Here is a 22,974-nt window from a genome sequence, read left to right as displayed (position 1 = left end):
ACGGGCCGGATATGCAACTGACCGAAATCAACTTCGACGGCATCGTCGGCCCCACCCACAATTATGCCGGCCTCAGCCTGGGCAACCTCGCCGCCACCAGCAATGCCGGCCAGACCTCGCAGCCGCGTGCGGCAGCACTTCAGGGCATCGCCAAGATGCGCGCCAATATCGCGCTGGGGCTGCGGCAGGGCGTGTTCCTGCCCCACCGCCGCCCGGACGGCGCCTGGCTGGAGACCCTCGGGACGCGCGCCGAGGATGCCGACGCGGCGCTGCTCGCCAACGCCTTGTCCGCATCGCCGATGTGGGCGGCCAACGCCGCTACCGTCTCGCCCGCGCCGGACACGGCGGACGCGCGCTGCCATCTGACGGTCGCCAACCTCGTCACCATGCCGCATCGCAGCCATGAGTGGCAGGGAACGCTTGCCCAGCTTCGCCTCGCGTTCCACAGCGAAACCCATTTCGTGGTGCATGGCCCCATCCCCGCCCCCTTTGGCGACGAGGGCGCCGCCAATCACATGCGGCTTGCCGCCGGCCACCGTTCGCCGGGGATCGAGATCTTCGTCTATGGTGAGAAAGGCGGCCCCTTCCCCGCCCGCCAGCATGTCGAGGCGAGCCGCGCGGTCGCCCGCCGCCACCAGCTCGATCCCGGCCGCGTGCTGTTCGTCGCCCAGTCGGAAGAAGCGATCGCCGCCGGCGCCTTCCACAATGACGTGGTTGCGGTCGCCGACGGCCGCGTGCTCTTCGCCCACGAACAGGCCTTTGCCGACAAGGACCGCTTCTACGCCGATCTCCGCCGCGTGATGCCAGACGTCGAGATCGTCGAGGTTCCCGCCAATCGCGTCAGCCTGGCCGACGCCATCCGCTCCTACCTTTTCAACGCCCAGCTTGTGACTCTGCCGACGGGCGAAAGCGCGCTGATCCTGCCGACCGAGGCGCGGGAAACGCCCGCCGTCTGGACCTGGCTCAACGAGATGGTGGCGGGCAACGGGCCGATCCGCCGGATCGAGTTGGTCGACGTGCGCGAATCCATGTCGAACGGCGGAGGCCCAGCCTGCCTGCGCCTCCGCGTCGTCGCCGATCCCGCGACGATCGACCCGCGCTTCCTGGTCGACGACGCGAAACTCGATGCGATCGCTGCCGTCATCGCGCAGCACTGGCCCGATACCATCGCCCCCTCCGACCTCGCCTCGCCGGAGTTGTGGAAGCAGGCGGCCGAAGCGCGCGCCGCACTGCTCGAAACGCTGGGATTGGGTGAACTGATCTGACTTCTCCCTCTCCCGCTCTCGCTCTCGCGGGAACTTCGGGTCGGTCATGCCCCCGGCATGACCTGAACAGCACGGGGTGCTGTTCACCCGATGTTGGTCGGGGTGAGAGTCTTCTTCTTGAATCCGGCACACCGTTCTTGAACGCGGCACCCAGCCTCGACAGGAAGAAAGAAGACCCTCATCCAAACCTTCTCCTGCGAAAGCGGGAGAAGACTTCAGAAGGCATACCCATGTCCGATCTCCAAACCCTGCTCGATGAGCGCGCCATCTACCGTCAACTCTGCCGTTTCGCGGAGGCGATGGATCGGCGGCAATGGCAGTGGCTGGATGATGTGATGCTGGCGGATGCGCAGGCGGATTACGGCATCGGCCGCCGCTTCGGCCGCGCCGCGATTGTCTCCGAGATGCGGAGTTTCCTCGATGATTGCGGGCCGACACAGCATCTGCTCGCCAATGTTGTCATCGACGTGGCGGGCGATCGTGCGACGAGCAGCGCCTATGTCGCGGACATGCATGTCGGCACAGGCGATCGCGCCCACCTGACCTTCCGCACGCTCGGCGACTATCAGGATCGCTGGGTCCGCACCCAAGCCGGCTGGCGGATCGAGGAGCGGATCAAGCACAACCGCGCCCATGTCGGCGACATGGCAGTGCTGGGATCGGGGCCGGACTGAGCCCATCTCTCCTTCCATCGTCATGCTGAACTTGTTTCAGCATCCACCCTGCCACCAGCAAAGGCTTCGCAAGTGGAGGAGTAGACCCTGAAACAAGTTCAGGGTGACGGAGAGAAAATTCGCAGGACACTCCAGCTTGGCTTCGTCCAGTCCTTGGCTTACGGCACCGGTCTTCGACGAAGGACCAGCCCTTGCCCGTTCAGACGAAGATTTGCGGCCTTTCGACGCCTGAAACGCTGGGCGCGGCGATCCGCGGCGGCGCGAGCCATGTCGGCTTCGTCTTCTTCGCCAAGAGCCCGCGCAATCTCGATTTCGACAAGGCGGCCGCGCTGGCGGCGCTCGTCCCCGCCCATGTCCGCAAGGTCGGCGTGGTGGTGAATGCCGACGACGCCTTCCTCGATCGCGCCATCACCGTCGGCAAGCTCGACGCACTCCAGCTTCACGGTTCCGAACCACCCGAGCGTGCCGCCGCCCTGAAGGCACGCCACGGCATAGAGGTCTGGAAGGCCATCCCGGTCAAGACGCGCGCCGATCTCGCCGCCGCCGCTCGCTATCGGGCTGCCGTCGATCGTATCCTTTATGACGCCAAGACGCCCGATTCGGCCGATCTACCCGGCGGCATGGGGCTGCGCTTCGACTGGAAATTGCTCGACGGTTTCGCCCACCCGCTCCCCTGGGCCTTGTCCGGCGGGCTCGACGCGCGCAATCTGGCCGAAGCCGTCCGCATCACCGGCGCCCCGCTTGTCGACACATCCTCCGGCGTCGAGAGCAGTCCGGGCGTCAAGGATGTGGACAAGATCGCCGCCTTCCTCCAATCGGCATCGCAGCTATGACCGCAGCCCCGACCCTTCCCAACTCGCTCCGCACGCAGCCCGATGCGCGCGGCCATTTCGGCCAGTTCGGCGGACGCTATGTCGCCGAAACCCTGATGCCACTGATCCTCGATCTTGAGCGCGAATATCGCGCGGCCAAGGCGGACCCCACCTTCCAGGCCGAATTCGACGATCTGATGAAGCATTATGTCGGCCGTCCGAGCCCGCTTTATTTCGCGCCGCGCCTGACCGAGCATCTCGGCGGCGCGAAGATCTACCTCAAGCGCGAGGAACTGAACCACACCGGCGCGCACAAGATCAACAACTGCATCGGCCAGATCCTGCTTGCCAAGCGTATGGGAAAGACGCGGATCATCGCCGAGACGGGCGCAGGCCAGCACGGCGTTGCCACCGCAACGGTCGCAGCGCGCTTCGGCCTGCCCTGCACGATCTTCATGGGCGCGGTCGACGTCGCCCGCCAGCAGCCCAACGTGTTCCGCATGAAGCTGCTGGGGGCGGAGGTCCACGCCGTCACGTCGGGCGCGCAGACCTTGAAGGACGCGATGAACGAGGCGCTGCGCGATTGGGTCGCCACCGTCGACAACACCTTCTACATCATCGGCACCGCGGCGGGTCCGCATCCTTATCCTGAGCTTGTTCGCGATTTTCAGTCGATCATCGGCAACGAAACCCGCGAGCAGATCATGGAGGCTGAGGGCCGCCTGCCCGACACGATCATCGCGCCCGTGGGTGGCGGATCGAACGCGATCGGCATCTTCCATCCCTTCCTCGACGATGCAGAGGTTAAGCTCATCGGTGTGGAGGCAGCCGGCGAAGGGCTGGAAACGACCAAGCATGCCGCCAGCATTGCCGGCGGCGTGCCCGGCGTGCTCCACGGCAACCGCACCTTCCTGCTCCAGGATGAAGACGGCCAGATCACCGAGGCGCACTCGATTTCCGCGGGCCTCGATTACCCCGGCATCGGCCCCGAACATAGCTGGCTGCACGAAATCGGCCGAGTGACGTACGAACCCTGCACCGATGCCGAGGCGCTGGCCTCCTTCCAGACGCTCTGCAAGCTCGAAGGCATCATCCCCGCGCTCGAATCCGCCCACGCGCTCGCCGTTGCCGAGCGGATCGCGCCAACCATGGGCAAGGACCAGATCCTCGTCGTCAATGTCAGCGGCCGGGGGGACAAGGACATCTTCACCGTCGCCAAGGAACTGGGGGTGGAGCTGTGAGCCGCCTCACCGCCACTTTCGCCGCCTGCGCCGCGCAGGGCCGCGCCGCGCTCGTCACCTTCGTCACCGGCGGTGATCCGACGCCGGCTGCCACGGCCGCGATCCTCGATGCGCTGGTCGCCGGCGGTGCCGACGTGATCGAACTCGGCATGCCCTTCACCGATCCGATGGCCGATGGCCCCGCGATCCAGCGCGCCAATCTGCGCTCGCTGGGCGCCGGCACGACGACAGCCGACATCGTCGCCATCGCCCGCGATTTCCGGGGCCGTCATCCGAACGTGCCCTTGGTGCTGATGGGCTATGCCAATCCGATGGTCCGCCGCGGGCCGGAATGGTTCGCACAAGCCGCCGCCGAGGCCGGCGTCGACGGCGTGATCTGCGTCGACATTCCGAGCGAGGAGGATGACGCACTCGGGCCGGCGCTGCGTGCGGTGGGCATCGACCTGATCCGTCTCGCCACGCCAACCACCGATGCCGCGCGGCTGCCCGCCGTGCTCGAAGGCGCATCGGGTTTCCTTTATTATGTCTCGGTCGCGGGCATCACTGGCCAGCAGCAGGCCGCGCAGGCGAGCATCGAGGCGGCCGTCGCCAAGCTCAAGGGCGCCACGAAACTGCCGATCGCCGTCGGCTTCGGCGTGCGCACGCCCGAGCAGGCAGCCGCCGTCGCGCGCGTCGCGGATGGCGTCGTCGTCGGCTCGGCGATCGTCGAGGCGGTGGGCGCCGCGGCTGCGGATGGCCGTGCGGCGGAAGTAGACGTAATCAATATTATCAAAGATTTGAGCGCCGCAGTTCATAATGCGCGGCAGGAGCAGGCAGCATGAGCTGGATCGATCGCGTCCGCAAATCCATCCCCTTCATCGCCAAGCGCGAGACGCCGGACAATCTGTGGCACAAATGCCCCGGCTGCGGGCAGATGGTGTTCCTCAAGGAATATGAGGAAAACCAGTCGGTCTGCCCGAAATGCGATCATCATGGCCGCATCGGCCCCGACGCGCGTTTCAACTCGCTGTTCGATGGCGGCATGTATACTTTGCTGCCCGCGCCGACGGTGCGGGAAGACCCGCTGAAATTCCGTGATTCCAAGCGCTATACCGATCGCATCAAGGCCGCCCGCTCGGCGACCGGCGAGCAGGACGCGCTGGTCAACGCCAAGGGCCAGATCGAGGGCAAGCGCGCCGTCGTCGGCGTGCAGGATTTCGCCTTCATGGGCGGATCGATGGGCATGGGCGTGGGTGCCGCCTTCGTCGCTGGCGCCGAGGCCGCGATCGCCGATCGCTGTCCCTACATCATCTTCACCGCCGCGGGCGGCGCGCGGATGCAGGAAGGCATCCTGTCGCTGATGCAGATGCCCAAGACCACCGTTGCGATCGAGATGCTGCGCGAGGCCGGCCTGCCCTATATCGTCGTCCTCACCGACCCGACGACCGGCGGCGTCACCGCATCCTATGCGATGCTGGGCGATATCCAGATCGCCGAGCCGGGCGCGCTCATCGGCTTTGCCGGCCAGCGCGTCATCGAACAGACCATCCGCGAGAAGCTGCCCCCCGGCTTCCAGCGCGCCGAATATCTGCTCGAACATGGCATGATCGACATGGTCACTCACCGCCACAAGTTGCGCGAGACGCTGGCGACTTTGATCGACTATCTGGTGCCGGTGGCAGCCTGATCGCATTTGCCCTCTCCCGCCAAACGGGAGAGGAAGAAGGAACCCAATGGCCGATCATGCCGTCTCGACGGATCCGGAGGTCCAGCGCCAGCTCGATCGGCTGGACAAGCTGTCGCCGGGCCGCGACGTGTTGGGGCTGGAGCGGATCACCACCCTGCTCGATCGGCTGGGCAATCCGCAGCATGATCTGCCGCCCGTCTTCCATGTCGCCGGCACCAACGGCAAGGGATCGACCTGCGCCTTCCTGCGCGCCGCGATCGAGGCGGCAGGCCATTCCGTCCACGTTTATACCAGCCCACATCTCGTCCGTTTCAACGAGCGTATCCGCGTCGCCAGCCAGTTGATCGAGGATGCGGTGCTGGCCTCCCTGCTCGCCGAAGTGCTCGATGTCGCGGACGGCATAGAGCCCAGCTTCTTCGAGGTGACGACCGCGGCTGCCTTCCTCGCCTTCGCTCGCACGCCGGCGGATGCCTGCATCATCGAAGTGGGCCTGGGCGGCCGGCTCGACGCCACCAATGTCATCGAAAAGCCGGCAGTCTGCGGCATCGCCCAGCTCGGTATCGATCATCAGGCATTCCTGGGCGACCGGATCGAGGACATCGCCGCCGAAAAGGCGGGCATCGCAAAGCCCGGCGTAACCGTCGTCACCCAGCATTATCCCGCGCCCGTCGCCAATCGTATCGGCGAAGTGATCCGTGGCAGCCTGGGCCATTGGTTGCCCAAAGGCAGCGAATGGGATTCGGTCAGCTACCAGAACCGCATCCATTACAAGGATAATATCGGCAAGCTCGACCTGCCCTTGCCACGCCTGCCCGGTAGCCACCAGGCGATGAACGCCGCACTGGCGATCGCCATGCTCCGCCATCAGGATGCGATCCCCGTGCCGACATCCGCGCTGCGGGCGGCGATGGGCTGGGCGGAATGGCCCGCGCGCCTGCAGCATCTCACCAACGGTGCCCTCGTCGATCGCCTGCCCGCCGGTTCCGAACTCTGGCTCGACGGCGGTCACAACCCCGCCGCAGCGCGCGTAATCGCCGATTTCTTCCGCGGCCGCGTGCCGGCGGGCCGCCCCTTCCACGTCATCCTCGGCATGCTGGAAAACAAGGACCCGATGGGCTTCCTGAAACCCTTCAGTGGCCGCACAGCCACCTTCCACGCCGTTCCCGTCCCCGGCCATCCCCATCACCAGCCGGCCGCTTTGGCCGCGGCCGCGCGATCCGCGGGCCTCGGCGCGATGACCGCGAGCGATCCGGTCGATGCCTTGTCCTGGATCGCCCGCCACGCCGACCGCGCCAATCCGCCGGTCGTGCTGATCGCCGGCTCGCTCTACCTCGCCGGCACCGTGCTCGCAGCCAACGGCACCCTGCCAAGTTAAGCCGCGAATTCCTCGCGGATGACGCGACGGAGCAGTTTGCCGGTTTCGTTATAGGGCAAAGCTTCGACGAAACGGATCGCCTGCGGCACGCGGCTCGATCGCAACCGGCCGCGCACCAGCGCCTGCAATTCCTCCACGCTCACCTCCGCGCCCACCGCGATCACGACCGCCGCGGCGACGCCCTCACCCCATTCGGCGTCAGGCATGGCGACGACCGCACATTCCGCCACCGCCGGATGGCCGCCAAGCACATCCTCGATCTCGCCGGGGGAGATATTCTCGCCGCCGCGGACGATCACATCGTCGGCGCGGCCGTCGAGGAAGAGATAGCCTTCCTCGTCCACCCAGCCGCGGTCGCGGGTGGGGAACCAGCCTTGCGCATCGGTCTGGCTGCCCAGCCCATGATATTCGCCCGCCACCTGATCGCCGCGCACGAACACCAGCCCCGCCTCACCGGGGCTGACGGGTCGTCCATCCTCATCACGGATCACCAACTCGATCGCCGGCAGCGCCCGCCCGACCGAACCAAGCCGCCGCCGCACTGCGGGATCGTCGGAAGCGACAGCCGCGCGATGCGCCGCGGGGTCGAGCAGGCAGATCGTGCTGCTCGTCTCCGTCAGGCCGTAGGCGTTGGTGAAATCCACGTCCGGGAACAGCGCCATCGCCCGCTCGATCACCGCAAGCGGCATCTTGCCCCCGCCATAGGCAAGCGCACGCAGCGCCGGCAGCGCCGCCGCACCATCGCCCGCATCCAGATGCTCGACGATACGCTGCAGCATCGTCGGCACCAGGAAGGCATTGGATATGCCGTGCCGCCGCGCGAGATCGAGCCAGGCGCCGGGCTCGAAATTGGGCAATTGCACCATCCGCCGCCCGGCATAGACCGAGCTCAAAACCGCCGAGATGCCCGCAATATGATAGGGCGGCACGGTCACGATCGCGGCGTCGCCCTCGTCCGCGCCCATGAACTCGACCGAACCCAATATGTAGGCGAGCAGATTATCGTGCCGCAGGATTGCCGCCTTGGGGACGCCGGTGGTGCCGCTGGTGAACAGCTCGACCGCGATGCCGCGATCCTCATCGGGCGCGACCAGATCCTCGCCGCCGCCAGCCTGCGCCCTCGCCAGAAAATCGGCCGGCGTGATGCGGCTGATACCTGCAGGTGCCTCACCGCTCTCACAGATCAGCAGGGCCGGGCTGACGCGTTCGAGCAAAGCCGCGATCTCGGGCGCGGTCAGCCGGTAGTTGATCGGCACATAGGGAATGCCCGCCAGCGCTGCGCCGAACAGAGCGACCGGCGCCGCAAGCCCGTTGATGTCGAGGAAAGCAAGCCGCAACGCCCCGCTCGCCTGCGCCAACGCAGCAGCCCCGCGTGCAGCGACCAGCAGTTCGCCATAAGTGAGGCTCGCATCGCCCGAAACCACGGCCACGCGATCGCCCATGGCGTCCGCCGCCATTTCCAGCATCATGAAGATGTTCATCGGTCGATCCCCACCGAAATCTCAGTCGCCGAAATCAATCCGACGAAGGCAGCGCCTTGGCCTGCTTGATGCCGATCTCGCGGCCGGCGACGGTGATCGTCCCCTCACCACCCTTGGTGCAGAGAAACTCCATCGTCTCGTCCGCGTCGGTGTAGCGCTTGCCGGTCAGCGATCCACCCGCCAGCGCCGGATCGATGGTTGCGCCGTCGCTGCTTTCATCGCTCACCAGCACGGCCGCGCCGCCGATGCGGATGTCGAGCGGATCGGCAGGCACGCGCAGCACCATGATCTGCGTGTCGCAGACCGCGCTCTTGAGCTTCATCCCCGCCTTGAACTGCCTCTCCATCCTCGCCTCTCACTCAAACTGAATCGGATTCAGTGTAGGCGCGGCAGCGACGGGGTCAAGGGGGCTTCAGGCGCCCCTAGAGGTCGCCCCGCGGCTCCCGCGGCAGGCCCAGCCCGCGCTCAGCGATGATGTTGCGCTGGATCTGGCTGGACCCGGCATAGATCGTGTCCGAACGGCTCATCAAATGGGCGTGGACCAGCCCCTCATAGCGATAATCCTCGCCACCGATCTCGCCCGCAATCCCCAGCACATCCATCGCCAGATCGCCGAGATCGCGGTGCCAGCGCGACCAATAGAGCTTGGACGTCAGCGCCGCATCCTCAAGCTGCTGGCTGCCCGCATCGCTCAACATCCGGAGCGCGTTGAAGCGCATGATCGAAAGCCCGATCCAGGCGTCCGCAATGCGCTGGCGGAGCAAAGGATCGCCACCGCGGCCATTGGCCTTCGCCGCCGCGATCAACTGGTCCATCTCGGTCTGGAAATGCATCTGCTGGACGAGCGTCGAAACGCCGCGCTCGAAGCCCAGCAGCCCCATCGCCACGGCCCAGCCATCTCCCGGCCGGCCGATCATATCGGCATCGGCCGCCACTGCGCCGTCGAAGAACACCTCGGCAAACTCACTCTCGCCGGTCATCTGGCGGATCGGTCGCACCGTCACGCCCGGCTGGTCCATCGGCATCAGCAGAAAGGACAGGCCCTTCGGCCCCTTGCTCCCCTCCTCGCTCCGCGCGACGACGAAGATCCAGTCGGCGATCGACCCCATCGAGGTCCAGATCTTCTGGCCATCGACGATCCATTTGTCGCCATCCTTGCGGGCACGCGTGCGGACATTGGCAAGGTCCGAACCGGCATTGGGCTCCGAATAGCCTTGGCACCAGATCGCCTCGCCATTGGCAATCCCCGGCAGATGCCGCGCCTTCTGCTCGTCACTGCCATAAGCGATGATGGTCGGGCCGGCGAGTTCGATACCGATATGGCCGATCCGTGACGGCGCATGGGCGCGGGCATATTCCTCGGCAAACACCACCTGTTCGGCGATCGAGGCGTCCCGGCCGCCATGTTCGCTCGGCCAGCCGATACAGGAAAGCTTCGCGCGGCCCAGTTCCTGTTCCCAGGCGCGGCGCTCAGCGATCGCATCGACATGGTTGTTCAGACCGCGCAGCGCCTTGAACGGCCCGCTCAGTTTTTCTTCCAGCCAGGTCCGCGTCTCTTCCCGGAAATTTTCAAGCGAAACCGCCATCAAACGCCTCTCGATACCGATGCCATTTTGCTCGAGCGATGCGGCATCCCATACGCCTTGTCAAATCCCGACCACGCTATGCGTAGCACATCTTGCCCATCATTCCGCAAAGCGATGCTTGACCGGTGGGAACACCAGATCCCTACACTGCTTTTCCGCCAATGTTGCCGGAGGCGCGGTCTCGCCTTCCGGAATGGCGCGAGCGAAGGTGAAAGTGGCCAGCAACGGGGGCTTCTTCTCGTCGAATATGTCCTCGGGATAGGCATGGACGTCCGCAACCACGTCGATCGCGGCGGGCGGATAAAGCGATCCCGCTATCCCCCACCCCGATTTCGGCTCGCCCGCGGTAAGCCCGAACGTGCCGCTGGACGGGGAGTTGAAATAGCCCGATCCGTCGCTCAGCCCCTTGCCGCCGATGGCGTAGAGGAAGGACACATCTTCATCGGCCTCGAACCAGAGCTTCACGCCCCGCGTCTGTTCGTCCTCGGCGCCCTCCAACGTCTCGACCATCCAGGCGCAGAAGCGCGTGGCGTGCGCGGGCATCGCTGCGAAAAGGATCGGTATCAGCAACAGACCGAAGGTTCGCATGGCCCCCTCTCCGCGCGATCAATTATGCGGGATGTTGTAGAAGTCGCTGATCCCGGTCAGCAGGAATTGCATGCCGATGCTGATGAGCAGGAAGCCGAAGATCCGCGTCATCGCGTCGATACCCGCGGCCCCCATGAAGCGCATCATCGCGCCCGCGGCCCGAAGCACGAGGTAGGAGAAGACCAGGGTCAGCGCCATGCCGACGACGACCCCGGCAAAGACCACCTGCCACTCCTGCGGAAAATGGCTGCGGATCTGCGCGGCCGAGCTCAACACCACGGAGATCGATCCTGGGCCCGCCAGGCTCGGCATGGCGATCGGCGTGAAGGCTACATCCTCATCCTGCGCCGCCAGTTCCGATCCCGGTGCCGCCACCGGTGGCGGGCTGGGGAACAGCATGCGGAAGCCGATGGTCGAAATGATCAGCCCGCCCGCCACGCGGATACCGGGAACCGAGATGCCGAAAAACTGGACGATCGCCGATCCCAGCAGCAGGAAGGTGACGAGGATTCCGAAGGCATAGATGCAGCCCATGATGGCCTGCTGCTTGCGCCGCCTGTCGTCCATCCGCGTCGTCAGCGACACGAACAGGGGCGCCGTGCTGAACGGGTTCATAATGGGGAGAAGCGAGCCGATCGTCAGCGCGATCGCATCAAGAAAGATTTCGATGGCTTCCTCCTGTTACAGCGAGGGCATCGGGACCATCATCTTATGTTCTGGGGCTTGCAAATATCATCGCGGCAAGGCCGGGCCAATCAGGCAAAACCCCCATTCCTCTTGCATCCTTGCCCCGGCGCAGGCCGCGTCCGATTTCAGAAGTTGCGGTCGGCTGATTCGATTACGAAAAATCCAAGGCTTGTGGTTGTCGTGGCTCATGAAGCCGATGACAGCTTCCGCGACCATTTATCGAAAAGCGGACTGTCGGGACGCGCCGACTTAGCGGACATAAACCCTTGCGTTTTCCTCTCTGCCGCTTCCATCCTGATCAACGACAATGCGATAAGGCGAGGGGGCACGTCGATGGCGATTTGCGCTCTGACGAACGGGGGGTGTTAGTGAAGCTCGCGATTAGGTTGCTAGCGATTGCGATTTCAATTCAATCCGCTCGACCCGCGTTCGCGGAAATATCTGCGGAATCATCTCTAGCCCCTTTAGAAGCAATAAAAGACTGTCCCGAATGTCCCGCGATGGTCCGATTGCCACCAATGACCTACGCAAATGGAACCAAACATTCTTTTTATGCCGCCCGCACAGAATTGACTTGGCGAGAATATTTGCTTTCCGCTCAAGATGGCACGTGCAAAGCGCCCTACGCCGACTATCCGAAACGGCTACACGATGTAACCGATGCAAAATTGGCGGATAATCATCCTGTTACTGGCGTTCCGATTGCTGCGATCAATTGCTACGTCGGCTGGCTAAAACAAAAAACAGGGAAGATATACCGCCTACCCACTAGCGATGAATGGGAATTTCTCGCTAGGGCGGGCGCTCAAACGCAATATCCTTGGGGCACTGAATTGGGAAACAACAATGCCATTGTAGAAAAGCATTTTGATCGCATCCGATTTCGAGCCCCAAACTGGTCGGTCAATGACCCGCGTATGTCGGTATGGTCTGGCTTGGTCTACCCCGTTGCTCAGTTGCCGCCTAATGCGTGGGGACTTTACGACGTGGTTGGCAATATAAGCGAAGCTACGACTGAGCGCGTGCCTGCCACTGAAGGATGCCTTAAGCGCGCCCCGAGACTAGGCCTGAGTCCTGCGGACTGTGAACTCGTCGTGGCGCGAGGGGGGGACACATGGGTGCTCAAGTCCGACGCAAATCCATTTGAATATCGCGTCAAATGGCTGGCCGCCTCGCCGACATTCGGCTACCGGCTCGTTCGCGATTAGCCCGGCGAGGAGTGCCCGCTTCCCCCCGACTTTTCGGTCGTTGCCATGGCTGTGGGGGCACCCCGATTCCGGACAGGCAGGAATTAGGCGGGCGGAGGCCAGCCCGGTATGGCCCAAAGGTCGGGGTTAGCGGACGTTAGCCTCTCTTCCTCCCCTCCCTGGAAGGGAGGGGCTGGGGTGGGTTGCGAGCGACAGCGAGCTTCTTCCAGCGAGGCGTAAAGCTCCGCCGACGGGCATCGAGCCCATCGGCTCCGCTACCCACCCCTAACCCCTCCCTTCCAGGGAGGGGAATTAGGTCCGCAATGTCGGCGTGTCCTGACAGTCAGGAATTCGGCAGAAAATGTGGATAACCGCCGTTGCCGCGGCCAGTTGAATTTCCTCACAAGTCTCGCCCTATCGGCAGACGGCAGCCCCATCCACCGCCATACTCTCCCCGCTGACGAAGCTCGCCGCGTCGGAGCAGAGCCACACCGCCGCCGCCGCAATCTCTTCCGGGCGGCCCATGCGGCCCATCGGCACGGTCGAATCCATCAGCTTCTGTCGTTCGGGATCGCCGCCGATCGACTTTTCCATCATCGGCGTCAGCGTCGATCCGGGGCAAACGGCGTTCACGCGGATGCCGCGCGTCGCATATTCCTTGGCCGCCACCTTGGTCAGCCCCAGCACGCCATGCTTCGATGCGGTGTAATGCGGCATCCCCGGCGCCGCGATGAAGCCCGCGCCGGACGAGATGTTGCAGATCGCGCCGCCGCCCTGTTTCAGCATGATCCGCGCCTCATGCTGCATGCACAGGAACACGCCCGTCAGATTGACGGCGATCACGCGATGCCATTCGTCGAGGGGAAAATCCTCGAACGCGCCCCAATTGCCGCTGACGCCCGCAGCATTGACTGCGCAGTCGATGCGGCCGAAGCGGGCTAGCGAAAGGTCGAACAGTTCGGCGACGGTCGCCGGGTCGGAGAGATCGCCACCGAAGGCGAGGCCCCTCTCCCCCAGCTTCGCCGCGGCTGCTTCCGCTGCTTCGCCGGAAATATCCGCGACGATCACATTCGCGCCCGCCGCGCCGAATTGCTCGACGCAGGCCAGGCCGATGCCGCTCGCGCCGCCCGTCACCAGCGCCGTCTTGCCCGCGAAGGTCATCAGATCGACCGCGACACGACCAGCTTCATGATCTCGCTGGTGCCGCCATAGATGCGCTGGACGCGGGCATCCCGCCACAGCCGCGCGATAGGATATTCGTTCATGTAACCGGCGCCGCCATGGAGCTGCAGGCAGGCGTCGACCACCTCCCACTGCATCTCGGTGTGCCAGAGCTTGCTCGCCGCGCCCTCATATTGGTCGAGTTCGCCGGCGACATGGCGCTTCAACGCCCAGTCGAGATGTGCCCAGCCCACCTGCAGCTTGGTCTTGATGTCGGCGAGGACGAACTTGGTGTTCTGCTGATCGAAGATCGTCTTGCCGAACGCCTCGCGTTCCTTGACATATTTGACCGCCTCGTCGAACGCGCGCTGCGCCGCCGCCTGCGCGCCGATCGCGACCGACAGCCGCTCCTGCGGCAACTGGTTCATCAGATAGACAAAGCCTTGCCCCTCCGCGCCGATGCAGTTGGTGATTGGCACGCGGACATCCTCGAAGAACATTTCCGACGTGTCCGCGCTATGCTGGCCGATCTTGTCGAGGTTGCGCCCGCGCTTGAAGCCTTCACGGTCGGCTTCCACCAGGATCAGGCTGATGCCCTTGGCACCGATCGTCGGATCGGTCTTGGCGACGACGATGATGAAATCGGCGTTCTGGCCGTTGGTGATGTAGGTCTTGCTGCCGTTGATGACATAATGGTTGCCATCCCTGCGCGCCGTGGTGCGCACGCCCTGCAGGTCGGAACCCGCACCCGGCTCGGTCATCGCGATCGCGGCGATCGCCTCGCCCGACACCATCTTGGGCAGCCACGCCTGCTTCAGTTCCTCGGACGCATAATCGACGAGGTAATCAGCGGCGATGTCGGTGTGGAGCGGCAGGCCGGCGGTCGACCCTGAATACCACAATTCCTCGTCGACGATCGCGGCATAGCCGAAATCGAGGCCCAGCCCGCCATAGGCTTCGGGCACCTGTGGGCAGAGCAGCCCCGCCTCCCCGCATTTCAGCCAGAAATCGCGGTCGACGATCCCGTCCGCTTCCCAGCGATCGAGATTGGGGGTCAGTTCGCGCTCGAACAGCTTGCGCACCGTCTCGCGGAACTGCTCATGCTCGTCAGTATAGGCCGTGCGCCCGGCGACAGTCAGCATCCCATCCACTCCTGCTTTTCCACGCTGGACTGAATTGGATTCATTTTGCTGTCAATGCAGCGCGGCCATATATTTGGGATCGAAGCCGACAAGCTCCGCCGCCCGACCCTCGCGCACCTTGTTCGCCCAGTCGGGATCAGCGAGCAGCGCGCGGCCAACCGCGACCAGATCGAACTCGCCCGCATCCAGCCGCCGCTCAACCTCGTCGAGCGCGCCCGGCGCGAGTGTAGCGAACAAAGGCGCCTTGGCCGGCACGTCGAGACCGACGGTGCCCACCGCAATCGTCGGCAAACCGCTGATTTTCTTGACCCAGCCGGCGAAGCTCAGCTCCGAACCCTCAAACTCCCGCCGGCTGAACCGCGCACCGGAACAATGGAAGATGTCGATTCCAGCCTCAGCCAGGGGCTCAACCAGCAGCCCGAGTTCCGCTGGGCTATTCGCCAGCCGGATCGACCCATCGGGCGACTTGTCCTGCGAAATGCGGATCAGGATCGGGAAGTCCGGCCCCACCCCGGCACGCATCGCCTTCACCACCTCAAGGCCGAAGCGCGCGCGCTCTTTCAAGCTGGGGCCGTTCCAGCCGTCGCTGCGCAGGTTCGTCGCGTCCCACAAGAACTGGTCGATCAGATAGCCATGCGCGCCGTGGATCTCCACCGCGTCGCAGCCCAGCGCCTTCGCGTTGGCCGCGCCCTCGGCATAAGCCGCGATGGTATCGGCGATCGCGGCATCGGTCATTGGTTCGGCCACCGTCGTTCCTGGCCACGGCATGCCCGAAGGGCTGTCGATCGGCGCGTCGGGCAATTCCTTGGTGGTATCATCGCTCCGCGCGCCGACATGCCAGAGCTGCGGCGCGAACCGCGCGCCCGTGGGCTTCACGCCGTCGACGACGTGGCTCCAGCCAGCCAGCGCCTCATCCCCGAAGAAATTGGGGACCGACTTGTGCGTGCGTGATCCGTTGCGGCGGATGCCGACACCTTCGGACAGGATCAGCCCGACCCCGCCTTCGCCCCGCCGCCGATAATAAGCCGCGACATCCTCGCCCGGTATGCCGCCCGGCGAATGCTTGCGCGTCATCGGCGCCATGACGATGCGGTTGCGCGTCTTGAGCTTGGGGTGATCGAACGGCCGGAACAGCGGGGAATCGCTCACTCCGCGGCCTCCACCAAAGCGGCCGAACCGGCGGTCGCCGCCTGCCGTCCTGCCTGCCGGCCAAAGAAGGTGCAGTCGGCCAGGCTCATGCCCGAGCTGTAACCATGCCCCCAGCGCGGCAGGCCCGAAGTGGCACGGCCGGCGGCAAACAGCCCTGGCACTGCCTTGCCCGCGCTGTCCAGCACCTCGCCCGTGGGCAGCGTGCTCAGGCCGCCGAGCGTGAAGAAAGAGAAATAGCTGTCCCGGAAATTGAGCTCGAGCGCCACGAACGGCCCTTCGTTCAACACCTTCAGCCATTGCGGATGCTTGTGGAAAAGCGGGTCCTGCCCTTCGGTCGCATAACGGTTGAAGGTGTGGACGGTGTGGGCCAGCGTGCCTTCCGGCATCCCCAACTCGCTCTCCACTTCCTCCCAGGTCTCGCCCACTGCCGCGATTTCGATGCGGGCCAGGTCGATCGGCCGCTCGAAGATCGCATTGTCGGCGAGCAGGAAGACGCGATCGCCCGGCTGGTCGATCATCGTCCGGCTGACGCGGCCGTGATAGCTGTCCTCGTTGATGAAGCGCTGGCCGCGCTCGTTGACGAAGATGCCGTAGACCAGCGACGGCGGCATGATCCACGGGCAGGTCGTGAAGAATTCGTCCATATGGATCGCATCGCCGCCCGCGCCCATCCCCATCAGGATGCCCGATCCATTGTCATTCTCGCCGATCGGATCGGAGAGGCGCAGCGCCTGCGGTGCATAGCGGCGCAGCATGTCCTGGTTCATGCAGAAGCCGCCGGTGCAGAGCACGACGCCCTTGGTCACGCGAACGAACAGCGGCTTGTTGTCGATCTTCACGACTAACCCGGTGATCGTGCCGGACCGATCCGCGATCAAAGACAGCACACGCGCATCGCAGCGCACATCGACGCCCAGTTCGCGCGCCTTGGCCTCCAGCGTATCGACCAGCCGGCGCCCGCCGCCCCAGCCCATATGCTGGATCACATGGCCTCGCGGCGCGGGCTTTGCCTGCTCGCTGAACGGCCAGGCTTCCTCGCTGCCCGACCAGATCAAGGTGTCGTCGGTCGTCGGCTCGATGATCTTGCCCGGAACGAAGGTGCCTTTGTAGGGCACGCCCTGATCCTTGAGCCACTGGAAGTGGTTCAGGCTTTCGCGCGCGTAGAGCGAAACCTTGGCGGCATCCGCGGCCGGGCCGCCCGCCGCCATCAGATAGGCTTCGAGCGCTTCTGCGCTATCCTCGAACCCCGCCGCCTGCTGCGCATCGGTGCCGCCGCCGACATAGATTTCGCCACCTGAAAGCGCCGAAGCGCCGCCGCTGCCCGATCCCATCTCGAAAATCGTCGTCCGCGCGCCAGCGGCCGCCGCCTCGATCGCGGCGCTAGCGCCGCTGGCCCCGAACCCGACCACCGCAACGTCGGTTTCCATGTCCCAATGGGCCACGTCCTCATGGGCGAACGGACGGGCGGTGGTGAAGTCGGTCATGTAAGCAATCCTCCCGGGCCCGTGCCTTTTGGCCTCGGGCGATCATCTTCAAGCGGCGTCGCGGGCCTTGATCATGTCGAGGGCAACGTCGACGATCATGTCTTCCTGCCCGCCGACCATCTTGCGACGGCCGAGCTCGACGAGGATCGCGCGGGTATCGAGGCCGTAATCGGCTGCGGCCTTCTCGGCATGACGCAGGAAGGACGAGTAGACCCCGGCATAGCCCAGCGCGAGCGTCTCGCGATCGACGCGGACCGGGCGGTCCTGCAGCGGGCGCACCAGATCCTCGGCGGCGTCCATCAGCTTCATCACGTCGCAGCCATGGTTCCAGCCCTTGCGGTCGACCGCGGCAATGAACACTTCGAGCGGCGCATTGCCCGCGCCCGCGCCCATGCCGGCGAGGCTGGCATCGATGCGGATGCCGCCTTCCTGCACCGCGACGATTGAATTGGCGACGCCCAGAGACAGATTGTGGTGCGCGTGCATGCCGCGCTGCGTCTCGGGCTTGAGCACCCGGTCATAAGCCTGGAAGCGCGCCCGCACACCATCCATGTCGAGTGCGCCGCCACTGTCCGTCACATAGACGCACTGCACGCCATAGCTTTCCATCAGCAGCGCCTGTTGGGCGAGCTGCTCCGGCTCGATCATGTGGCTCATCATCAGGAAGCCCGACACGTCCATGCCGAGATCGCGGGCGATGCCGATATGCTGCTTGGAAACGTCGGCCTCGGTGCAATGCGTCGCGACGCGCACCGAACGGACACCGAGATCATAAGCGCGCTTGAGTTCCTCGACCGTGCCGACACCCGGCAGGATCAGCGTCGTCAGCACCGACTTGGTCAGTACCTCGGCCACGGCCTCCAGCCATTCCCAGTCGGTGTGCGCGCCGAACCCATAGTTGAAGCTCGCGCCCGAAAGGCCGTCGCCATGGGCGACCTCGATCGCGTCGACGCCCGCTTCGTCCAGCGCCTTGGCGATCGAACGGACATGATCGAGACCATACATATGGCGGATCGCGTGCATGCCGTCGCGCAGCGTCACGTCCTGGATATAGAGCTTGGTGGTGGTGGGATCGAAGGTCATTGTCTGTCTTCCCGACAAATATTCTAACTCGTCATCCCAGCGTAGGCTGGGATCTCAGGCGAATTTGCCGCGCGCCTGCCGCACGAGATCCCAGCTTTCGCTGGGATGACGCACTGGCTTACGCCGCCGCCCGCCGATCGAGCAGCTTGCGCGCCATCAGCTCACCGGTCGCCTTGGCGGCGGCGGTCATGATGTCGAGATTGCCCGAATAGCTCGGCAGATAATCGCCGGCGCCCTCGACCTCGAGGAAGATCGAGGTCTTGATGCCGGTGAATTCGCCGCGGCCGGGGATCTTCAGCTTGTTGTTGTCGCCATAGCGCTCGAACTGCACTTCCTGCTTCAGGCGATAGCCCGGCACATATTCCTGCACCTTGGCGACCATCGCCTTCACCGAGGCGCGGATCGTCTCTTCATCCGCACCTTCCGACAGCGTGAACACCGTGTCGCGCATGATCATCGGCGGTTCGGCGGGGTTGAGGATGATGATCGCCTTGCCCTTCTCGGCGCCGCCCACCTTCTCGATCGCGTTCGCGGTCGTGCGGGTGAATTCGTCGATATTGGCGCGGGTGCCGGGGCCGGCCGAGCGCGACGAGACGGAAGCGACGATCTCGGCATAATGGACCTTCGCCACCTGGCTGACCGCCGCGACCATCGGGATCGTCGCCTGTCCACCGCACGTCACCATGTTGACGTTACCCTGGTCGAGATGCTCTTCCATGTTGACCGGCGGGATCGTGAACGGGCCGATCGCGGCCGGGGTCAGATCGACCACCAGCTTGCCGTCGGCACGCAGAGCGGCATCATGCACCTTGTGGGCATAGGCCGAGGTCGCGTCGAAGACGATGCCGATCTCGGGATAGACCGCCATCGCCTTCAGGCCGTCCAAACCCTCATGCGTGGTCGCAACGCCGCGTTCGCGCGCCATCGCCAGGCCTTCGGACTTCTCGTCGATGCCGACGACCGCCACCAGCTCCATATTCTGCGGATATTTGATCATCTTGATCATCAGATCGGTGCCGATATTGCCCGAACCGATGATTGCCGCCTTGACCTTGGTCACGCCTTCACTCCTCATACGAACCGGGCGACGCAGCGCCCGATCCCATGTAGTTCCATCTCGAAAACATCGCCCGCGACGGCCGGTGCCAGCGGCACGAGGCTGCCCGACAGGATCACGTCGCCGGCATTGAGCGTCACGCCGTGCGCGCCGAGCGTATTCGCCAGCCACGCCACCGCTTGCGCCGGCGAACCCTGCACCGCCGATCCATAGCCTTCGGACAGCGGCTCGCCATTCTTGGTGACGGTGACATGCAGCGCCGGCAGGTCATGATCCCGCGGATCGGCGCGCGCATCCCCAAGAACGAACACGCCGCAGGACGCATTGTCAGCCACCGTATCGACGATGCCGATCTTCCAGTCCTGGATGCGGCTGTCGACGATCTCGAAGCAGGGCGCGATGCTCTCGGTCGCGGCCAGCACGTCCTCGGCGGTGACGCCGGGGCCGTTGAGATCGGACTTCAGGATGAAGGCGATCTCGGCCTCGGCGCGCGGCTGGATCAGCCCTGTCGCCGCGATGTCGATATCACCTTCCACCCACATCCGGTCGGTCAGGAAACCGAAATCAGGCTGATGGACGCCCAGCATGTCCTGCACGGCCTTGCTGGTGACGCCGATCTTCTTGCCGACCACTTTCTCGCCATCGGCCTGCCGCCGGGCGAGCGCATCGAGCGAGATCGCATAAGCGTCATCGATCGTGAGCGTTGCGTCGCGCGCGATCAGCGGCACAACCGTCCGCCGTTCGCGCAACGCCGCGTAAAGTTCCTGTCCGTATTGCTCAGCCTTGCTCAAATTCCGACCCTCTTCAGCCGCCCGTCCCGGCGGCCGGATCGTGGCGCGGCCGCCGTCGCGATGATTATGCTCCGCCCTTACAGGAAGAAGAAGCTCGGCCCTTCACCCAACAGCCCATTGGTGAGATCGGGGCCCATATTGTTGGGGTCGTTCGCAACGTGCGCACGCGCCGCGTTGAGGTCGAGCCAAGGCTGAACAATCGGGCTCGAATTATAGATCGCCCGGCCGCCCAACAGCGGCATCAGATCGTCGACCAGATCGGCGCAGCGCCGTACGACGCTTGACGACTGGAAGCGATAGAGCGTGCGCTTGTCCATCGGGATCGGCTCGCCCTTTTCGGCAATCGCAATCAGATCGTCGAAGTTGCGGCGCAGGACGAGCTCCATCTCGTCGAGCTGGGCAAAAGCCTTGGCGATCGCGTTCAGCAGCACCGGATCGCTCTTGGATGACTTGCCGGTGTTGGTCGACACGCGATCCTTGGTGATCTGCACCGCCGCGTCGATGCCCGCACGCGTACCGCCAAGCGCCGCCGATGAAACCAGCCGCAGAAACACCTGCGCCCAGGGCAAGCGATAGAGCGGGCCGTCATTCTCGACCTGGCCGGGGTTGGTGCACATGAAGCCGTCGACCGACTTGTGGGTGCGATGTTCCGGCACGAAGGCGCGATCGACCACGATGTCGTGGCTGCCCGTGCCCTGCAGGCCGAACACGTCCCAAGTGCGTTCGATTGTGTAATCGGTACGCGGCACCAGGAAAGTGCGCATGTCGGGCGCACCCCCCGCCTCCGCCGGCGGGATCAGCGCGCCAAGCAACACCCACTGGCAATGTTCGCTGCCCGAGGAGAAACCCCAGCGGCCGGACAGATAGAAGCCGCCCTCGGCGCGCTCCACCTTGCCCACCGGCTGATAGGAGGAGGAAACCAGGATGCTGTCATCCTCGCCCCACACGTCCACCTGCGCCTGGTTGTGGAATAGCGCCAGCTCATAAGGATGGCCGCCGACGACGCCATATACCCAGCCGGTCGACATGCAGCCCTGCGCCAGCAGCTTCTGCACCTCGAAAAAGACATTGGGGTGCATTTCATAGCCGCCCCAGCGCTTCGGCTGTAGCACACGGAAGAAGCCCGCCTCCTGCATTTCGGCGATCGTCTCGTCGGGTATTTTCCAGTCCGCCGTCGCCTGCCGGGCGCGCGCCTTGAGCGCTGGAATCATCGCGCGGGCGCGTTCGATCAGCTCCTCGGGTGTCGGAATCACAGCGGAGCCTTTCGATTTCAGTGCGGTGGCCATTCAACTCTCCAAAAGCACCCGTCGGGAGAAGCAGGCGTCCGCCAGCGGGTTTCAGCTTATTCGTAGCGAAACTAGCAGCGATTTACGCAAGTCGTCAATACGACCAGCTTTTGATTCGCTCCACTGGCGAACGGAATGGCGCGGACGCACATATTGCGCAACAAGCCCATGAGTTTCGCAGGCTTCCGGCCACGGCTCCGCGCCGATCCGGCCCCTGTCGCCGCCCCATCGCAGTTGCGGAACGATCCGGGCGACCGTCCATGCAAATCGGGCCATGATTCCATATGCGCAAAGATTCGCTCTTTACGTTACGCATCCTCTATGTTGTGTGACGCCCCGAAAAGCGGAAACATCAAGGAGATTGAGGCATGGCTGACAAGGTCGCGGTCGTCACCGGCGCGAGTCGGGGTGCTGGCGCAGGTATCGCACGGGCGCTGGGTGCCGCTGGCTACAAGGTCTATGTCACCGGCCGCACCACCAAGGATGGAACGGCCGAATTCCCCGGCACGATCCACAGCGTCGTGAAGGAGATCGAGGCCGCCGGCGGCAAGGCCGTCGCGGTCGCCGTCGATCACGCCAAGGACGATCAGGTCGAAGCTCTGTTCAAGCAGGTCGAGGCCGACGAAGGCCGTCTCGACATCCTCGTCAACAATGTCGCGCACATCCATGACGAACTGATCACGCCCGGCGGCTATTGGGAACGGCCGCTCGGCCTGGTCGACATCCTCAATGTCGGGCTGCGCTCGCAATATGTCGCGAGCTTCTACGCGACCCCGCTGATGATCAAGACGGGCGGCGCGCTGATCGTCTTCACCTCCTCCTTCGGCAGCGTCTGCTACATGCACGGGCCGGCCTATGGCGCGCAAAAGGCCGGCGTCGACAAGTTCGCCGCGGACATGGGCGTGGACCTGAAGGACGAGGATGTCGCCGCGGTCGCGGTCTGGATGGGCCCGCTCGTCACCGAACGCACCCGCCGCGCCGCCGACGAGCGCCCGGACCAGTATACCGAGTTCCTGAAGATCGGCGAAAGCCCCGAATTCACCGGCAAGGTGATCGCCGGTATCCATCAGGATCCAAAGCGCATGGAGCTTTCCGGCCAGACGCTGATCGTCGCCGAACAGGCGCAGGTCTATGGCATCGAGGACAATGGCAAGACCCCGCCCTCCTATCGCGAGATGCTCGGCGAGCCGCGCATCCCACATCCGGCGATCGTCCGCTGATAAATCCTCCCCGAGCTTGCTCGGGGAGGGGGACCGCTC

General features: G+C 64.7%; 22 protein-coding genes. 9 read left to right on the top strand and 13 right to left on the bottom strand.

Translation table 11 applies throughout. The features are described from left to right. The first annotated feature begins 11 nt into the window (after positions 1-11). From ACFB49_RS05055 to ACFB49_RS05025, 7 genes are all read left to right on the top strand, one after another. Positions 12-1,265 (top strand): N-succinylarginine dihydrolase, encoded by a 1,254-nt coding sequence (locus ACFB49_RS05055; protein ID WP_380876773.1) that lies wholly within the window; start codon positions 12-14, stop codon positions 1,263-1,265. A 230-nt stretch (positions 1,266-1,495) separates the two neighbouring features. Then, the gene (locus ACFB49_RS05050; protein ID WP_380876770.1) at positions 1,496-1,939 is read left to right on the top strand and encodes a nuclear transport factor 2 family protein; all 444 of its coding nucleotides are present in this window, start codon (positions 1,496-1,498) and stop codon (positions 1,937-1,939) included. Between the two features lie 191 nt (positions 1,940-2,130). Next, complete coding sequence (locus ACFB49_RS05045; protein ID WP_380876768.1) at positions 2,131-2,772, top strand: phosphoribosylanthranilate isomerase; 642 nt, start codon at positions 2,131-2,133, stop codon at positions 2,770-2,772. Further along, positions 2,769-3,992 carry a tryptophan synthase subunit beta gene (gene trpB / locus ACFB49_RS05040; RefSeq protein WP_380876765.1) on the top strand — a complete coding sequence of 408 codons (1,224 nt, stop codon included), beginning with the start codon at positions 2,769-2,771 and terminating at the stop codon, positions 3,990-3,992. The genes ACFB49_RS05045 and trpB overlap by 4 nt, the downstream gene beginning before the upstream one ends. After that, positions 3,989-4,813: a tryptophan synthase subunit alpha gene (gene trpA / locus ACFB49_RS05035; RefSeq protein WP_380876762.1), complete on the top strand. Its 825-nt coding sequence runs from the start codon at positions 3,989-3,991 to the stop codon at positions 4,811-4,813. The genes trpB and trpA overlap by 4 nt, the downstream gene beginning before the upstream one ends. Further along, positions 4,810-5,658 carry an acetyl-CoA carboxylase, carboxyltransferase subunit beta gene (gene accD, locus ACFB49_RS05030; protein ID WP_380876759.1) on the top strand — a complete coding sequence of 283 codons (849 nt, stop codon included), beginning with the start codon at positions 4,810-4,812 and terminating at the stop codon, positions 5,656-5,658. The genes trpA and accD overlap by 4 nt, the downstream gene beginning before the upstream one ends. Before the next feature lie 46 nt (positions 5,659-5,704). Beyond that, on the top strand, positions 5,705-7,033 hold the full coding sequence (locus tag ACFB49_RS05025; RefSeq protein WP_380876756.1) for a bifunctional folylpolyglutamate synthase/dihydrofolate synthase: 1,329 nt from the start codon (positions 5,705-5,707) through the stop codon (positions 7,031-7,033). Here the strand turns inward: ACFB49_RS05025 and ACFB49_RS05020 are convergent. The 5 genes from ACFB49_RS05020 to ACFB49_RS05000 all read right to left on the bottom strand — a co-directional run bounded on the left by ACFB49_RS05020 (position 7,030) and on the right by ACFB49_RS05000 (position 11,336). Next, a complete protein-coding gene (locus ACFB49_RS05020; protein WP_380876753.1) occupies positions 7,030-8,514 on the bottom strand; it encodes a class I adenylate-forming enzyme family protein in 1,485 nt (494 codons plus the stop codon). The two genes, ACFB49_RS05025 and ACFB49_RS05020, sit on opposite strands and share 4 nt — an antisense overlap. Positions 8,515-8,548: 34 nt before the next feature. Beyond that, the gene (locus ACFB49_RS05015) at positions 8,549-8,860 is read right to left on the bottom strand and encodes a hypothetical protein (protein WP_380876751.1); all 312 of its coding nucleotides are present in this window, start codon (positions 8,858-8,860) and stop codon (positions 8,549-8,551) included. Positions 8,861-8,936: 76 nt separating this feature from the next. After that, the gene (locus ACFB49_RS05010; protein WP_380876749.1) at positions 8,937-10,100 is read right to left on the bottom strand and encodes an acyl-CoA dehydrogenase family protein; all 1,164 of its coding nucleotides are present in this window, start codon (positions 10,098-10,100) and stop codon (positions 8,937-8,939) included. A gap of 99 nt (positions 10,101-10,199) precedes the next feature. Then, positions 10,200-10,688: a hypothetical protein gene (locus ACFB49_RS05005; RefSeq protein WP_380876746.1), complete on the bottom strand. Its 489-nt coding sequence runs from the start codon at positions 10,686-10,688 to the stop codon at positions 10,200-10,202. Between the two features lie 18 nt (positions 10,689-10,706). After that, entirely contained in the window at positions 10,707-11,336 is a 630-nt protein-coding gene (locus tag ACFB49_RS05000) for a MarC family NAAT transporter (RefSeq protein WP_380879836.1), read from the bottom strand. Between the two features lie 557 nt (positions 11,337-11,893). On the opposite strand from ACFB49_RS05000, the gene ACFB49_RS04995 reads away from it, so the two are divergent. After that, a complete protein-coding gene (locus tag ACFB49_RS04995) occupies positions 11,894-12,583 on the top strand; it encodes a formylglycine-generating enzyme family protein (RefSeq protein WP_380876744.1) in 690 nt (229 codons plus the stop codon). A gap of 393 nt (positions 12,584-12,976) precedes the next feature. Here the strand turns inward: ACFB49_RS04995 and ACFB49_RS04990 are convergent, their stop codons facing one another. The 8 genes from ACFB49_RS04990 to ACFB49_RS04955 form a co-directional block, all read right to left on the bottom strand. Continuing rightward, the gene (locus ACFB49_RS04990) at positions 12,977-13,723 is read right to left on the bottom strand and encodes an SDR family NAD(P)-dependent oxidoreductase (RefSeq protein ID WP_380876742.1); all 747 of its coding nucleotides are present in this window, start codon (positions 13,721-13,723) and stop codon (positions 12,977-12,979) included. Next, positions 13,723-14,865 carry an acyl-CoA dehydrogenase family protein gene (locus tag ACFB49_RS04985; protein WP_380876739.1) on the bottom strand — a complete coding sequence of 381 codons (1,143 nt, stop codon included), beginning with the start codon at positions 14,863-14,865 and terminating at the stop codon, positions 13,723-13,725. Before ACFB49_RS04985 ends, ACFB49_RS04990 begins: the two co-directional genes overlap by 1 nt. 51 nt (positions 14,866-14,916) lie before the next feature. Further along, positions 14,917-16,014 carry a 12-oxophytodienoate reductase gene (locus tag ACFB49_RS04980; protein ID WP_380876737.1) on the bottom strand — a complete coding sequence of 366 codons (1,098 nt, stop codon included), beginning with the start codon at positions 16,012-16,014 and terminating at the stop codon, positions 14,917-14,919. Then, on the bottom strand, positions 16,011-17,498 hold the full coding sequence (locus ACFB49_RS04975; RefSeq protein WP_380876734.1) for an FAD-dependent oxidoreductase: 1,488 nt from the start codon (positions 17,496-17,498) through the stop codon (positions 16,011-16,013). The genes ACFB49_RS04980 and ACFB49_RS04975 overlap by 4 nt, the downstream gene beginning before the upstream one ends. 48 nt (positions 17,499-17,546) lie before the next feature. Continuing rightward, entirely contained in the window at positions 17,547-18,581 is a 1,035-nt protein-coding gene (gene dmpG, locus ACFB49_RS04970; protein ID WP_380876732.1) for a 4-hydroxy-2-oxovalerate aldolase, read from the bottom strand. A 118-nt stretch (positions 18,582-18,699) separates the two neighbouring features. Continuing rightward, entirely contained in the window at positions 18,700-19,641 is a 942-nt protein-coding gene (locus tag ACFB49_RS04965; protein ID WP_380876730.1) for an acetaldehyde dehydrogenase (acetylating), read from the bottom strand. Between the two features lie 11 nt (positions 19,642-19,652). Next, positions 19,653-20,429 (bottom strand): fumarylacetoacetate hydrolase family protein, encoded by a 777-nt coding sequence (locus ACFB49_RS04960; protein ID WP_380876727.1) that lies wholly within the window; start codon positions 20,427-20,429, stop codon positions 19,653-19,655. Between the two features lie 77 nt (positions 20,430-20,506). Next, complete coding sequence (locus ACFB49_RS04955) at positions 20,507-21,715, bottom strand: acyl-CoA dehydrogenase family protein (protein ID WP_380876724.1); 1,209 nt, start codon at positions 21,713-21,715, stop codon at positions 20,507-20,509. Between the two features lie 368 nt (positions 21,716-22,083). Here ACFB49_RS04955 and ACFB49_RS04950 point away from each other — a divergent pair, with 368 nt between their 5' ends. After that, a complete protein-coding gene (locus ACFB49_RS04950) occupies positions 22,084-22,935 on the top strand; it encodes an SDR family NAD(P)-dependent oxidoreductase (RefSeq protein WP_380876722.1) in 852 nt (283 codons plus the stop codon). Positions 22,936-22,974 lie beyond the last annotated feature (39 nt).

The sequence above is a fragment of the Sphingomonas sp. DBB INV C78 genome, from assembly GCF_042693015.1.
Classification (GTDB): domain Bacteria; phylum Pseudomonadota; class Alphaproteobacteria; order Sphingomonadales; family Sphingomonadaceae; genus Sphingomonas_E.
This window is presented reverse-complemented; position numbering and strand designations above follow the sequence as displayed.

Excerpts from the sequence above, each read along its gene's own strand:
- trpB (WP_380876765.1), top strand. The coding sequence starts at position 2,769 with ATGACCGCAGCCCCGACCCTTCCCAACTCGCTCCGCACGCAGCCCGAT.
- ACFB49_RS05020 (WP_380876753.1), bottom strand. The coding sequence starts at position 8,514 with ATGAACATCTTCATGATGCTGGAAATGGCGGCGGACGCCATGGGCGAT.
- ACFB49_RS05055 (WP_380876773.1), top strand. The coding sequence starts at position 12 with ATGCAACTGACCGAAATCAACTTCGACGGCATCGTCGGCCCCACCCAC.
- ACFB49_RS04975 (WP_380876734.1), bottom strand. The coding sequence starts at position 17,498 with ATGACCGACTTCACCACCGCCCGTCCGTTCGCCCATGAGGACGTGGCC.
- ACFB49_RS04985 (WP_380876739.1), bottom strand. The coding sequence starts at position 14,865 with ATGCTGACTGTCGCCGGGCGCACGGCCTATACTGACGAGCATGAGCAG.
- ACFB49_RS05015 (WP_380876751.1), bottom strand. The coding sequence starts at position 8,860 with ATGGAGAGGCAGTTCAAGGCGGGGATGAAGCTCAAGAGCGCGGTCTGC.
- ACFB49_RS04995 (WP_380876744.1), top strand. The coding sequence starts at position 11,894 with ATGACCTACGCAAATGGAACCAAACATTCTTTTTATGCCGCCCGCACA.
- ACFB49_RS05005 (WP_380876746.1), bottom strand. The coding sequence starts at position 10,688 with ATGCGAACCTTCGGTCTGTTGCTGATACCGATCCTTTTCGCAGCGATG.
- ACFB49_RS05050 (WP_380876770.1), top strand. The coding sequence starts at position 1,496 with ATGTCCGATCTCCAAACCCTGCTCGATGAGCGCGCCATCTACCGTCAA.
- dmpG (WP_380876732.1), bottom strand. The coding sequence starts at position 18,581 with ATGACCTTCGATCCCACCACCACCAAGCTCTATATCCAGGACGTGACG.
- ACFB49_RS04950 (WP_380876722.1), top strand. The coding sequence starts at position 22,084 with ATGGCTGACAAGGTCGCGGTCGTCACCGGCGCGAGTCGGGGTGCTGGC.
- ACFB49_RS04955 (WP_380876724.1), bottom strand. The coding sequence starts at position 21,715 with ATGGCCACCGCACTGAAATCGAAAGGCTCCGCTGTGATTCCGACACCC.
- accD (WP_380876759.1), top strand. The coding sequence starts at position 4,810 with ATGAGCTGGATCGATCGCGTCCGCAAATCCATCCCCTTCATCGCCAAG.
- ACFB49_RS05010 (WP_380876749.1), bottom strand. The coding sequence starts at position 10,100 with ATGGCGGTTTCGCTTGAAAATTTCCGGGAAGAGACGCGGACCTGGCTG.
- ACFB49_RS04990 (WP_380876742.1), bottom strand. The coding sequence starts at position 13,723 with ATGACCTTCGCGGGCAAGACGGCGCTGGTGACGGGCGGCGCGAGCGGC.
- ACFB49_RS05025 (WP_380876756.1), top strand. The coding sequence starts at position 5,705 with ATGGCCGATCATGCCGTCTCGACGGATCCGGAGGTCCAGCGCCAGCTC.